Source organism: Kineococcus radiotolerans SRS30216 = ATCC BAA-149 (genome assembly GCF_000017305.1).
In the GTDB taxonomy this organism is placed as follows: Bacteria; Actinomycetota; Actinomycetes; order Actinomycetales; family Kineococcaceae; genus Kineococcus; species Kineococcus radiotolerans.
The window spans coordinates 3,303,172-3,315,241 of sequence record NC_009664.2 but is presented as its reverse complement, the minus strand read 5'-3'; the positions used below and the strand labels follow the sequence as shown (position 1 = coordinate 3,315,241).

Genomic DNA, 12,070 nt, shown 5'->3' with positions numbered 1-12,070 from the left:
GGGACCCGCGGGCGGTCAGGCCCCGTCGAGGCCGCGACGGCGCAGCAGGGGTTCCAGGCGGGCGTCGCGGCCGCGGAACTCCCGGTAGGCCTCCAGGGGGTCGACGCTGCCGCCGCGGGAGAGCACCGCGGCCCGGAAGCGGTCGCCGTTCTCCCGGCGCAGGCCGCCGTTCTCGGCGAACCACTCCACGGTGTCGGCGTCGAGGACCTCGCTCCACACGTAGGAGTAGTAGGCGGCCGCGTACCCGCCGCCGAAGACGTGGTGGAAGTAGGTGCTGCGGTAGCGCGGGGGGACGGTCTCCAGCGCGACCCCGGCCTCGGCCAGGGCCTCGGCCTCGAACCGCTCCACGTCCTCGGGCGCGGCCCCGTCGAGGGCCCCGGGGGCGAGGCGGTGCCAGGCCTGGTCGAGCAGGGCGGCGGCGAGGTACTCGGTGGTGGCGAAGCCCTGGCCGTAGCCGCGGGCCGCGCGCAGGCCGTCGACGGCGTCGGCGGGCAGCGGTTCCCCCGTCTCGACGTGGCGGGCGTAGCGGGCCAGGACCTCGGGTTCGAACCCCCAGAACTCGTTGACCTGGGAGGGGAACTCGACGAAGTCGCGCGGGACGCTCGTGCCGGAGAACCGGGGGAAGCGCACGTCGGACAGCAGGCCGTGCAGGGTGTGGCCGAACTCGTGGAAGAGGGTCTCGACCTCGTCGACGCTCAGCAGCGCCGGATCGCCCGCGGCGGGCCTCGCGACGTTGAGGCAGTTCACGACGACGGGCCGCTGCCCCAGCAGCCGGGACTGCTCGACGAAGGAGCTCATCCACGCCCCGCCCCGCTTGGACTCCCGGGCGTAGGGGTCGAAGAGGTAGAGGCCGAGGGGACCGGACTCGTCGGCGACCTCGAAGGCGCGCACGTCGGGCGAGAACACCGGCACGTCGGTGCGTTCGGTGAAGGTCAGCCCGTACAGGGCGGTGGCGGTGGCGAAGACCCCGTCGACGAGGACGCGTTCGAGCTCGAACCACGGCCGCAGCGCCTCGGCGTCGACGGCGAACCGCTGCCGGCGCAGCCGCTCGGCGTAGTAGGCCCAGTCCCACGGCCGCAGGGGTCCCTCCTCGCCGTCGGCGAGCAGCAGCCCGGTCAGCTCGGCCTCCTCGCGGCGGGCGTTGGCGACCGCCGCGGGGGCGAGGCGGCGCAGCATGCCGGCGGCGGCCTCGACGTCCCCGGCGGTCTCGTCGGCGATGACCCAGGAGGCGTGGTCGGGGTGGCTGAGCAGCACGGCCCGCTCGGCGCGCAGCGCGGCGATGCGCTGCAGGACGGCGCGGGTGTCGTGCTCCCCGCCGCGCCCGCCGCGCGAGACCGACGCCTCGTGGACCCGGCGGCGGGTCTCCCGGCGCCGCAGGGACTCCAGCACCGGCTGCCCGGTGGGCAGGACGAGCGGGAGGAGGTACCCGCCGCGCTCGCCCGCCGCGGCGGCGGCGCGGGCCAGCTCCCCCGCCCCGAGCCCCTCCAGGTCGGCGGCGGCGTCCACGTGCACGGCCAGGGCGTTGGTGTCGGCGAGCAGCTCGACGTCGAACCGGGTGGTGAGCCGGGAGAGCTCCTCGTTGAGCTCCCGCAGCCGGGCGGCGCCGGGCTCGTCGAGCAGGGCCCCGGAGCGCGCGGCGTCGCGGTGCAGCTCCGTCAGCAGCCGCCGCTGCTCGGGGTCGAGGTCGGGGGCGGGGTCCTCGTGCAGCTCCCGGACCCGCTGCACGACCCGGGGGTCCAGGCGCACGGCGTCGTGGTGGGCGGAGAGCCGCGGGGAGAACTCCTCCTGCACCGCGCGCAGCGCGTCGTCGGCGTCGGTGCCGACGAGGTTGTGGAACACGGCCTCCGCGCGCCCGAGCAGCTGCCCCGCCGACTGCAGGGCGTCGAGGAAGGCCGCGGCGTCCAGGTCGGCGGCGAGGAGGGCGTCGACCTCGGCGAGGTGCTCGGCCATCCCCGCCTCGAAGGCCGGGGCGTAGTGCTCGGCGCGGATCCGGTCGAAGGGCGGCACCGCGAACGGCAGGTCGCTGGGGGCGGCGAAGGGGTTGTCCGCGGCGAGGGGGCTCATGCGGGCATGCTGCCCCACCGGCCCGGGTGCGGGCGCGCCGGCACCGGCTCAGGAGAGCCTCACCATGCTCGCAAGCGGTCCACAGCTGTTCACCGGCAGGGCACCCGCAGGACACCGGGCCGGGGTGCGCCCTTCCCTACCGTCCGCGGTGAGACCGGTTCCCGGTTGCTCCCCCCCACTCCAGGAGATCGCGTGACCGCCACCGACGACCGCCGCCCGCTGCTGGACCTGCTGCCGTACTCCCCCGCCGGCCGCCGCAGCCCCATGACGTGCCACTACCGCTGCGCCACCTCGTGCGCGGTCCCCGCCCCCAACCACTCCGGCAACGCCTACTTCGGCGACGTCGTGCGCGCCGCGGTGTCGCGGCGCGGCGTGCTGGCCGGCCTCGTCGGGCTGGGGGTCGCCGGGGCCGCCGTGGCGCAGGCCCAGCCCGCCAGCGCCTTCGGCGGCGGGGACGACGTGAACCTGCTCGCCGACCCGTTCGACCCCGGTCACGTCGTGGACTTCGACGTCATCGCCCCGGTGTCCGCGGAGGTCGACTCCTTCGACGTCCCCGCGGGCTGGACCTGGGCGCCGCTGATCTCCTGGGGCGACCCGATCCTGCCCGGCGCCCCGGACTTCGACTTCGAGAACCAGACCGCCGAGGCCCAGCTGGGGCAGTTCGGCTACAACAACGACTACACCACCATCGTCCCCCTGCAGGACCCGAACCGGGCCCTGCTGGTGTGCAACAACGAGTACACCAACGAGGAACTCATGTTCCGCGACTGGGTCGACGCGCAGAGCGCCACCGACGAGCAGCTGCGCATCTCGCTGGCCGCCCACGGCATGTCCGTCGTCGAACTGCGCCGGGCGGACGCGGACTCCCCGTGGGGCTACGTGCGCGGCTCGGACTTCAACCGCCGCATCACGCCCATGACCCCGATGCGGTTCACCGGCCCCGCCGCCGGCGCGAAGGCGCTGCGCACCGAGGCCGACCCGCAGGGGCGCACGCCGGTCGGGACCTTCGGCAACTGCGCCGGCGGCACGACGCCGTGGGGCACGGTGCTGTCGGGCGAGGAGAACTTCAACGGCTACTTCTCCTCCCCCGAGGTCGAGGGCGGCCAGAGCGACCGCTACAGCGTCTACGGCAGCGGCGGGCGCGCCTGGGAGCGCGTCGAACCGCGCTTCAGCGCCGAGAACGAGCCCAACGAGGCCAACCGCTTCGGCTGGATCGTCGAGGTCGACCCCTCCGACCCGACCTCCACGCCGCGCAAGCACACCGCCATGGGGCGCATGAAGCACGAGGGCGCCACCGTCTCCCTCGCCGCCGACGGCCGCGTGGTGTCGTACATGGGCGACGACGAGCGCTTCGAGTACCTCTACAAGTTCGTCTCCAAGCGCACGTACCGCGAGGGCGACCGGAAGCACAACATGCGCCTGCTGGAGGACGGCGACCTCTACGTCGCGGTCTTCGAGGGCGACGGCATCGAGGACGAGCGCTACGACGGCCGCGGCCGCTGGGTGCAGCTGACCCGCGGCGGCCGCTCGGTGGTGCCGGGCATGTCGATCGACCAGGTGCTGGTGAACACCCGCGCCGCCGCCGACGTCGTGGGCGCCACCAAGATGGACCGCCCCGAGGACGTCGAGCGCAACCCCGTCAACGGCCGCGTGTACGTCGCCTGCACCAACAACACCCGCCGCGGCACCCTGGGCCAGCCCGGGGTCGACGAGGCGAACCCGCGCCCGCTCAACAAGGACGGGCACGTCGTGGAGATCGTCGAGGCGCGCGACGACGCCGCGGCGACCACGTTCTCGTGGAACCTCGTCCTCGTCTGCGGCGACCCGGAGGACCAGAGCACCTACTTCGGCGGTTTCGACCCCGCGCAGGTCTCGCCGATCTCCTGCCCGGACAACGTGGCCTTCGACACCACGGGCAACCTGTGGATCTCCACCGACGGCAACACGCTGGGCTCCAACGACGGCCTGTACGAGGTCGTCGTCGACGGCCCGAACCGCGGCCAGGTCCGGCAGTTCCTCTCGGTGCCGACGGGCGCGGAGACCTGCGGGCCGGTCATCGCCGACGACGGGCGCACGGTGTTCGTCGCCGTGCAGCACCCCGGTGAGGTCGACGGGGCGACCATCGACGACCCGGCCTCGACCTTCCCCTACGACGGCACGGGCCAGCCGCGCCCGTCGGTCGTGCAGGTCCGCCGGGCCTGACCGGCGCACCGCCCCGGGGCGGTCGGGCGGAGCTGCGGCTCCCCCGGCCGCCCCGGCCGCGTCAGGGGCCGGTGACGAGGGCGCGCAGCAGCCGGTCCAGCTCCGCGACCGGGTCGGCGGTGAGACCGCAGTGCACCGGGGAGGTCTGCACGACCGTCGAGCGCGGGGCGACCAGCCAGCGGAAGCGCACGCCGGGGGGTTCCGCCGCGGCCGCGCCCGCGGCGGGCGCGCCCGCGCAGACCGCCTCCCAGGCCAGCACGTGGCGGCTGACGGCGTCGACGTCGAGGTCGGGGGCGACCGCCCGCAGGCGGGTCACGTCCAGCGCGGTGCGGGCGGCCAGGTGGTCCAGGGGACGGCACCACAGCACGACCCCGGCGTTGAGGAACTCCCCGCGGTCCACCCGGGGCACCACCCGCACCGCGGCGTACTCGAAGACGTGCAGCGCCTCAGCCACGACGCGCCTCCCGCTGCACCCGGGCCAGCTCCGCGACCCAGGTCCGGGGCCCGCTCAGCCGGGCGCTGAACCAGTCCAGGTAGGCGGCGCGGACGTCGTCGGCGCTCCCGAAGCCCGGCTCGCCCTCCAGCCAGCCGTCGGGGACCGCGGTGACCGCGGCGTGCAGGACGTCGTCGGTGAGGGCGGCCGCGCAGGCGTCGGCCACGTCGGCGACGTCGGCCGCGGCGGCCAGCAGCAGGTGGTCCTCGGCGTGGCGCAGCGGCCGGTCGACGCTCGCACCCGCGCGGGACCAGTCGTGGTGGAAGTACAGCGCGGCGCCGTGGTCGATGAGCCAGGGTCTGCCGCCCCACCACAGCGAGTTCGGGTTGCGCCAGGACCGGTCGACGTTGAGGACGAGGGCGTCGAACCACAGGACCCGCGCGGCCCAGCCGGCGTCGACGGGGTCCACGACGGGGTCGAAGGACAGCGACCCGGGCAGGAAGTCCATCCCGAGGTTGTCCCCCGGCGAGCGCAGGAGCAGGTCCTGCACCTCCTCGTCGGGCTCGCCGCGGCCGATGACGGGGTCGACGACGGCGACGACGAGCTCGGGGACGGCCAGGTCCAGGGCGCCGGCGAGGGAGGCGGCGAGGACCTCGGCGACCAGGACCCGCCGGCCCTGCCCCGCGCCGTGGAACTTCACCACGTAGGTCCCGAGGTCGTCGGCCTCGCACAGCCCCGGCAGGCTCCCGCCCTCCCGCAGGGGCGCGACGTAGCGGGTGGCGGTCACCGTCCTCAGCACCCGGTGATCCTCCCACCCCGCCGGGCGGGTCCCCAGCGCTCTCCCAGGATGGCGGCGCAGACTGGGTCCCGTGAGATCTGCGAGCTCCTCCCCGGAGGCCCGGCTGCTCGTCGTCGACGACGAGCCGAGCATCCGCGAACTGCTGGCCACCAGCCTCCGCTTCGCCGGCTTCGAGGTCGCCTCGGCCGGGGACGGCGCCGAGGCCCTGAAGCTGGCCGAGGACTTCCGCCCCGACCTCGTGGTCCTCGACGTGATGCTCCCCGACGTCGACGGGTTCACCGTGACGCGCAAGCTGCGCGAGCGCGGGCGCGCCGTCCCGGTCCTGTTCCTCACCGCCCGCGACGACACCGCCGACAAGGTCGCGGGCCTGACCGTCGGCGGCGACGACTACGTGACGAAGCCCTTCAGCCTGGAGGAGGTCGTGGCCCGCATCCGCGCGGTGCTGCGCCGCACCGGGGGCGTGGACGGGCCGGACACCGGGCGGCTGGTGTTCCACGACCTGGAGCTGGAGGAGGACTCCCACGAGGTGCGCCGGGCCGGGCGGGAGGTGGAGCTGTCGCCCACCGAGTTCAAGCTGCTGCGGTACCTGATGCTCAACCCCAACCGGGTGCTGTCGAAGGCGCAGATCCTCGACCACGTGTGGGACTACGACTTCAACGGCGAGGCCGGGATCGTGGAGAGCTACATCTCCTACCTGCGCCGCAAGCTGGACACCGAGGGCCTGGAACCGCTCATCCACACCAAGCGCGGCGTGGGGTACGTCCTGCGGGTCGCGCAATCGGCGGGATGAGTCCCCTCCCGCCCCGGTGGCGGGCGGCCGGGGCGCGGGTGCGGGCCGCCGAGGCGCGCCTGCCGCTGCGGGTGCGCCTGCTGGTCATCGTGGTCCTGCTGCTGCTGACGGCGATGACGGTGACGAGCCTGGTGTCGCTGCACCTGCTGCAGAACAACCTGCGCACCCAGGTCGACGAGCAGCTCGCGCAGAAGGGCAAGGCCGCGGTCCAGAGCGCGTGGCCGGCCTTCAACCAGTCCGCGGAGTCGCTGCTGCTGTCGGACTACTACGTGCAGTTCGCCGACGCCGACGGCGCGAACGCCGTCGAGAAGTGCACGCGGGCGCGCCCCTCGGACCCGTGCGTGAACGCCCCGGACCTGGCCCGGCTGACCGCGGACTACGTCGCCACCCACCAGGGCGGCGCGTTCACCGTCCCCGACGACGGGGGCGGGGACCCGTGGCGGGTGCTGGTCTTCCCCGCCGCGGTGACGGGCACGGGGGCGGCCGTCAACGTCGCCGTCGCGCTGCCGCTGTCCGGGGCCAGCCGCACGGTGTCGGACTTCCGCACCATCGCCCTCACCGTCTCGGTCGCGGTGCTCGTCCTCGGCGGGTTCGCCGCGGCCCTGGCCGTCCGCCGCAGCTTCCGCCCGCTGGACGACATCGAGCGGACGGCGTCGGCCATCGCGGCCGGCGACCTGTCCCAGCGGGTGCCCGGCGCCCCGCCGGGCACCGAGATCGGCCGGCTCTCGACCGCGCTGAACACCATGCTGACCCAGATCGAGGCGCTGTTCCGCTCCCAGCAGCGCTCCGAGGAGCAGATGCGCCGCTTCGTGGCCGACGCCAGCCACGAGCTGCGGACCCCGCTGGCCGCGATCCGCGGCTTCGCCGAGCTGTACCGCCAGGGCGCGGTCCGCGAACCCGACGACGTGGCCCACGTGATGGGCCGCATCGAGGGCGAGTCGACGCGGCTGGGCCGGCTGGTGGAGGACCTGCTCGCGCTGGCGCGCCTGGACGAGGCGCAGCGGCGGCGGGCGGTGGTGCGCGAACCCGTCGACCTGGCCGTCGTCGCCTCCGACGCCGTGCACGACGCGCGGGCCCTGGCCCCCGACCGGGCCGTGCGGCTGGTGGGCGTGGCGGAGGGGGTGGGCCCGGGGTCCGCGGTGGTGCTCGCCGACGAGTCCGGGATGCGCCAGGTCCTGACGAACCTGCTGGCCAACGCCGTGCACCACACCCCGGCGGGGACGCCGGTGGAGGTGGCGGTCGGGCGGGTGCCGGGGCCCTCGGGGCCGGAGTCGGTGGTGGAGGTGCGCGACCACGGCCCGGGCCTGACCCCGGAGCAGGCCGAGCGGGTCTTCGAGCGCTTCTACCGGGTGGACTCCTCGCGCCGGCGCGGGACGGGCGGGGGTTCCGGCCTGGGCCTGGCCATCGTGGCCACGGTGGTGCAGGTGCACGGCGGGACGGTCGCGGTGGTCCCCACGCCGGGCGGCGGCGCCACCTTCCGGGTGCGGTTCCGCGCCGCGGGCCCGGACCCCCTGGGTGACGAGGACGCCGACGACGGGGTGGACGGCGGGGAGCCCCGGGGTGCCTCGCCGATTCACAGCTAGGTTCCAGGCGGCTCCGGGTGGCCCCGCAGGCTGGTGGCCGTTACTGGGTGGTGTGAGCGCGGTCCCCGCGCCCGGCACGAGACCCAGACCTGCGACTCCGCGAGGTGAACGAGGATGAACGGCTCCCACCAGCGCCACACCCCCGAGGGCGGCGAGCACGTCCCGTCCGGCGCAGCCGGCGGGGTCGTCTCCACCTGGGCCCGCGGCGAGGACGGCGCCCGCGGCCACGACGCGGCCCCCACCCAGCCCCAGGCGTGGGACTGGAACCGGGCCGGGTACGACCGGCCCGGTCACCCGCAGGACCAGTCCCCCGGCCCGCAGCACGGCCAGCGCGACCCGTGGGCCACCCCCGGGGGCCCGACCCCGCCCGGCGGCGGGGGGGACGACCACGGCCGCGGCGGGGGCGGTGGGCGCGGCCCGCGCCGCTCCCCGGGCTGGTTCGGGGTGGCCGGCGCCGCGATCGCGAGCGCCCTGGCCGCGAGCGCGCTGACCGGGGCCCTCGTGGGGGGTTTCGACGACACCGCGGGCACCGCGGCCACCACCTCGACCAGCTCGGGCAGCACCCGCGTCCAGGGGGTCAGCGAGACGACGGTGAACTGGCAGGCCGTCGTGAGCGCGGTCGCCCCCAGCGTCGTCGCCGTGACCGTGCAGGGCGCCTCCGGCAGCGCCGAGGGCTCGGGCATCGTCTACGACACCGCGGGCCACGTGGTGACGAACAACCACGTCGTCGCCGGGCTGGGCAGCGGCGCGACCATCACCGTGACCCTGGACGACGGCCGCCAGTACGAGGCGACGATCAGGGGCACCGACCCGGCGACGGACCTCGCGGTGATCCAGCTCACCGACCCGCCCGCCGACCTCGTGGCCGCCACCTTCGCCGACTCCGACGACGTCGTCGCCGGGCAGGCCGTGATGGCGCTGGGCAACCCGCTGGGGCTCTCCGGCAGCGCCACGACGGGCATCGTCTCCGCCCTGGACCGGCCGGTCCTGACCTCGGCGGAGGAGCAGGCGCCGTCGCAGAGCCCGTTCGGCCAGCAGCCGACGACCGGGGAGACCGCGGCCACCAACGCGATCCAGACCGACGCGGCGATCAACCCGGGCAACTCCGGCGGGGCGCTGCTGGACTCCTCGGGCAAGGTCATCGGGGTCAACTCCTCGATCGCCTCGCTGAGCTCGGCCTCCAGCTCCAGCCAGTCGGGCAGCATCGGCCTGGGCTTCGCGATCCCCTCCAACGAGGTGAGGATGATCGCCGACCAGCTGGTGGAGTCGGGGACGGCGCAGCACGCGTGGCTCGGGGTGAGCCTGGCCGAGCAGCCGGCGTCGGTGACGGTGGGCGACGTGACCCGCGAGGGCGCGCAGGTCGCCGCGGTGACCGACGGCGCCCCCGCCGCCGGCGCGGGGGTGCGGGCGGGCGACGTCGTCACCGCCGTGGACGGCCGGACCGTCGACGGGTACGAGTCGCTGACCGCGACGATCCGCGGCAAGGCCGTGGGCAGCACCGTGGAGCTGACGGTGGTGCGCGACGGGGCCGAGCAGACGCTGCGGGTGACGCTGGCGGCCCGCGCGGAGGGCTGAGCGGACCCGCGCAGGCCCCGTCCCGGTGCTCGGGGCGGGGCCTGCGCGCGTCCGGGGCCTCGTGCTCGGGCTGCCCGGTCCTCGGGCCCGGGTTCAGGCCTCGGGGACGAGCAGCGGGGCCCACCAGTCCCCGGCCCGGGCCGACCCGGCGGGCGGGAGGGGCCCGTCGGGGGCGCACAGCCCGTCGTGGACGACCGCGGTCCCGGCGGCGGTGCGCGTCCAGCGGCGGCGGAAGCCCAGCACGCGGCCGGTGAGCTCGGCGGTGACGCGCGCTCCCCCGTCCTCCAGCACGAGGTGGTGGGTGCCGTGCGGGAGGGGGACGGCGCGGGCGCGGACGACGTCGACGCGCCGGCCGTCCTCGACGCCGGTCGCGAGGACCTTCTCGCCGCGCCGCTTCGGGGTGCGCAGGCCGGCGACCTGCAACCGGCGCAGCAGTTCCCGGGTGGGGACCGGGTGGGCGCCGGCGGCGACGGCGGCGTCGACGAGCTCGGCGGGGACGTCGTAGTGGTCGCCCTCGAAGGCGCGCCGGGCGATCCCGAGCCGGGCGGCGAACTCGTGCAGCTCCGCCGTCGAGGTGTCGCTGGCGAGGTGGGCCCACCACCGTCCGTGGGCGGGGAAGCGCGCGCTGTCGACGAGGACGGTCACGGGCGGGTCATCCGCGGGTCCACAGGGGGGACCGGGGACCGTGCGGCGGCGGGGTGGTGGACAACGGCGGCGGGGCTCCTCGGGCGGGGACCTACGTTCCCTCGTGCACCGGGCCTTCGGGTGGTCCGGCCGTTCACGAGTCCGCGGGCGGGTCCCGCGAGGAGGAAGAGGATCCCATGAGCCGGTTCGAGGTCGACAGCGCGCGCGTGGAGCAGGCCAGCGCGGCCGTCGCCAGGTCGTCCAGCAGCATCGCGGCGGAGGTCGAGGCCATGGTGCGGCACCTGCTGGACCTGGAGTCGTGCTGGAAGGGTCAGGCCGCCGCCGGGTTCCAGGCGCTGTCCGGGCAGTGGCGCGGCACCCAGGACCGGGTGCGGAGCGCGCTGGACGACATCCAGCGCGCGCTGGCCCAGGCCGGGCGGCAGTACGCTGACGTGGAGAGCGCCAACGCCCGGATGTTCACGCCCTGAGGGGCCCGGGTGCGGCACCGCGGGCCCCGCGTCCGGTGCGGGGCCGCGCGGTGCGGCCGGGTCCGTCGACGCGCGGGCGTCGACGGGGGGGACCGTCTCAGGCGGCGTGGGCCAGCGGGGCGGGCTGGGCACCGGGGACGCTCCAGCGCATCTCCATGTGCCGGCGGCCCGACGCGTCGCGGACCTCGATCCACTGCGCCGTGGGCGTGCTGCCCACCGTCGACGCGGCCTTGGTCTGAGTGTTGTTCATGTGCCACCTCCTGTTCATCTGCCGTTCACCTTACCGGTCAGGAGAGCATCGGGCGACTCGAGGCAGAACTCAACCCCTAGTGACCAGCACCACACGGAGGATCACGACGGACCGCTGGGGAGGTGGGAACGGCGACCGCGCTTACGCTGGCCCCGTGACCACCGTCAGCCTGGGCCTGCCCCGCCTCCGGCGTCCGCCGAGGGACGGTGCGGACGCGGCGCGGTTCGGGTCCGGCCCCCTGGCCGACCAGCACGGCCGCACGGCCCGCGACCTGCGGGTCTCCCTCACCGACCGCTGCAACCTGCGCTGCCACTACTGCATGCCGCCCGAGGGCCTGCCCTGGCTCGACCGCGCCCGGGTGCTCGACGACGAGGAGGTCGTGCGCCTCGTGCGCCTCGCCGTACGCGACCTCGGGGTCCGCGAGGTGCGCTTCACCGGCGGAGAACCGCTGCTGCGCAAGGGGTTGGAGCGCATCGTGGCCGCGACGACGGCCCTGCGCACCGACGAGGGCGAACCCGTGCGGACCTCGCTGACGACCAACGGCATCGGCCTGCACCACCGGGCCCGGGCCCTGGCCGACGCGGGCCTGACCCGGGTGAACGTGTCGCTGGACACCCTGCGCCCGGACCGCTTCGCCGAGATCACCCGCCGGGACCGGCACGCCGACGTCCTGGCCGGCGTCGAGGCCGCCGCCGCGGCCGGGCTGGCCCCGGTCAAGGTGAACGCCGTCCTGCTGCGCGGGACCAACGACGACGAGGCCGCCGACCTGCTGCGCTGGGCGCTGGCCGGGGGCTACCGGCTGCGCTTCATCGAGCAGATGCCGCTGGACCCGCACGGGACGTGGCGCCGGGAGGACATGATCACCGCCGAGGAGATCCTGTCCGCCCTGCAGCGGGAGTTCACCCTGCGCCCGCGCCCGGGAGCGGCGCGGGGGGCCGCCCCGGCCGAGACCTGGGACGTGCTCGGTCCCGGCGGCCGCGGCCCGGACGGGGTGCTCGGCGACGTGGGGATCATCGCCTCGGTGACGCGGCCCTTCTGCGGCGACTGCGACCGCACCCGGCTCACCGCCGACGGTCAGGTGCGGACCTGCCTGTTCTCGACCTCGGAGACGGACCTGCTCCACGCGATGCGGGGCGGGGCCGACGACGCGGCGCTCGCCGCCACCTGGCGGTCGGCGATGTGGGGCAAGCTGGCCGGGCACGACATCGACGACCCGGCCTTCCTGCACCCCACCCGCCCGATGAGCGCGATCGGTGGGTGAA

General features: G+C 75.6%; 11 protein-coding genes. 6 read left to right on the top strand and 5 right to left on the bottom strand.

The genetic code is table 11. The features are described 5' to 3' along the window. Positions 1 to 15: 15 nt before the first annotated feature. Positions 16 to 2,064 (bottom strand): M3 family metallopeptidase, encoded by a 2,049-nt coding sequence (locus KRAD_RS15855; RefSeq protein ID WP_012086659.1) that lies wholly within the window; start codon positions 2,062 to 2,064, stop codon positions 16 to 18. A gap of 192 nt (positions 2,065 to 2,256) precedes the next feature. On the opposite strand from KRAD_RS15855, the gene KRAD_RS15850 reads away from it, so the two are divergent. Continuing rightward, positions 2,257 to 4,266: a PhoX family protein gene (locus KRAD_RS15850; protein ID WP_012086658.1), complete on the top strand. Its 2,010-nt coding sequence runs from the start codon at positions 2,257 to 2,259 to the stop codon at positions 4,264 to 4,266. Positions 4,267 to 4,327: 61 nt separating this feature from the next. On the opposite strand, the gene KRAD_RS15845 is transcribed toward KRAD_RS15850, so the two are convergent. After that, entirely contained in the window at positions 4,328 to 4,720 is a 393-nt protein-coding gene (locus KRAD_RS15845) for a DUF3037 domain-containing protein (RefSeq protein WP_012086657.1), read from the bottom strand. Beyond that, on the bottom strand, positions 4,713 to 5,498 hold the full coding sequence (locus tag KRAD_RS15840; RefSeq protein WP_012086655.1) for a HipA family kinase: 786 nt from the start codon (positions 5,496 to 5,498) through the stop codon (positions 4,713 to 4,715). Before KRAD_RS15840 ends, KRAD_RS15845 begins: the two co-directional genes overlap by 8 nt. A gap of 70 nt (positions 5,499 to 5,568) precedes the next feature. Here KRAD_RS15840 and KRAD_RS15835 point away from each other — a divergent pair, with 70 nt between their 5' ends. The 3 genes from KRAD_RS15835 (at position 5,569) to KRAD_RS15825 (ending at position 9,446) form a co-directional block, all read left to right on the top strand. Further along, positions 5,569 to 6,288, top strand: a complete 720-nt coding sequence (locus KRAD_RS15835) for a response regulator transcription factor (RefSeq protein ID WP_012086654.1) — start codon at positions 5,569 to 5,571, stop codon at positions 6,286 to 6,288. Continuing rightward, positions 6,285 to 7,871: a sensor histidine kinase gene (locus KRAD_RS27625; RefSeq protein ID WP_012086653.1), complete on the top strand. Its 1,587-nt coding sequence runs from the start codon at positions 6,285 to 6,287 to the stop codon at positions 7,869 to 7,871. Before KRAD_RS15835 ends, KRAD_RS27625 begins: the two co-directional genes overlap by 4 nt. A gap of 114 nt (positions 7,872 to 7,985) precedes the next feature. Further along, positions 7,986 to 9,446: a S1C family serine protease gene (locus tag KRAD_RS15825; RefSeq protein ID WP_012086652.1), complete on the top strand. Its 1,461-nt coding sequence runs from the start codon at positions 7,986 to 7,988 to the stop codon at positions 9,444 to 9,446. Positions 9,447 to 9,539: 93 nt separating this feature from the next. Here KRAD_RS15825 and KRAD_RS25165 read toward each other — a convergent pair whose 3' ends face one another. Further along, positions 9,540 to 10,091: a DUF4031 domain-containing protein gene (locus KRAD_RS25165; protein ID WP_012086651.1), complete on the bottom strand. Its 552-nt coding sequence runs from the start codon at positions 10,089 to 10,091 to the stop codon at positions 9,540 to 9,542. A 176-nt stretch (positions 10,092 to 10,267) separates the two neighbouring features. On the opposite strand from KRAD_RS25165, the gene KRAD_RS15815 reads away from it, so the two are divergent. Beyond that, positions 10,268 to 10,558, top strand: coding sequence for a WXG100 family type VII secretion target (locus KRAD_RS15815; protein WP_012086650.1), 291 nt, complete (start codon positions 10,268 to 10,270; stop codon positions 10,556 to 10,558). Positions 10,559 to 10,655: 97 nt separating this feature from the next. On the opposite strand, the gene KRAD_RS26110 is transcribed toward KRAD_RS15815, so the two are convergent. After that, positions 10,656 to 10,808, bottom strand: a complete 153-nt coding sequence (locus tag KRAD_RS26110) for a hypothetical protein (protein WP_157873624.1) — start codon at positions 10,806 to 10,808, stop codon at positions 10,656 to 10,658. Between the two features lie 154 nt (positions 10,809 to 10,962). On the opposite strand from KRAD_RS26110, the gene moaA reads away from it, so the two are divergent. After that, positions 10,963 to 12,069 (top strand): GTP 3',8-cyclase MoaA, encoded by a 1,107-nt coding sequence (gene moaA / locus KRAD_RS15810; protein ID WP_012086649.1) that lies wholly within the window; start codon positions 10,963 to 10,965, stop codon positions 12,067 to 12,069. Position 12,070 lies beyond the last annotated feature (1 nt).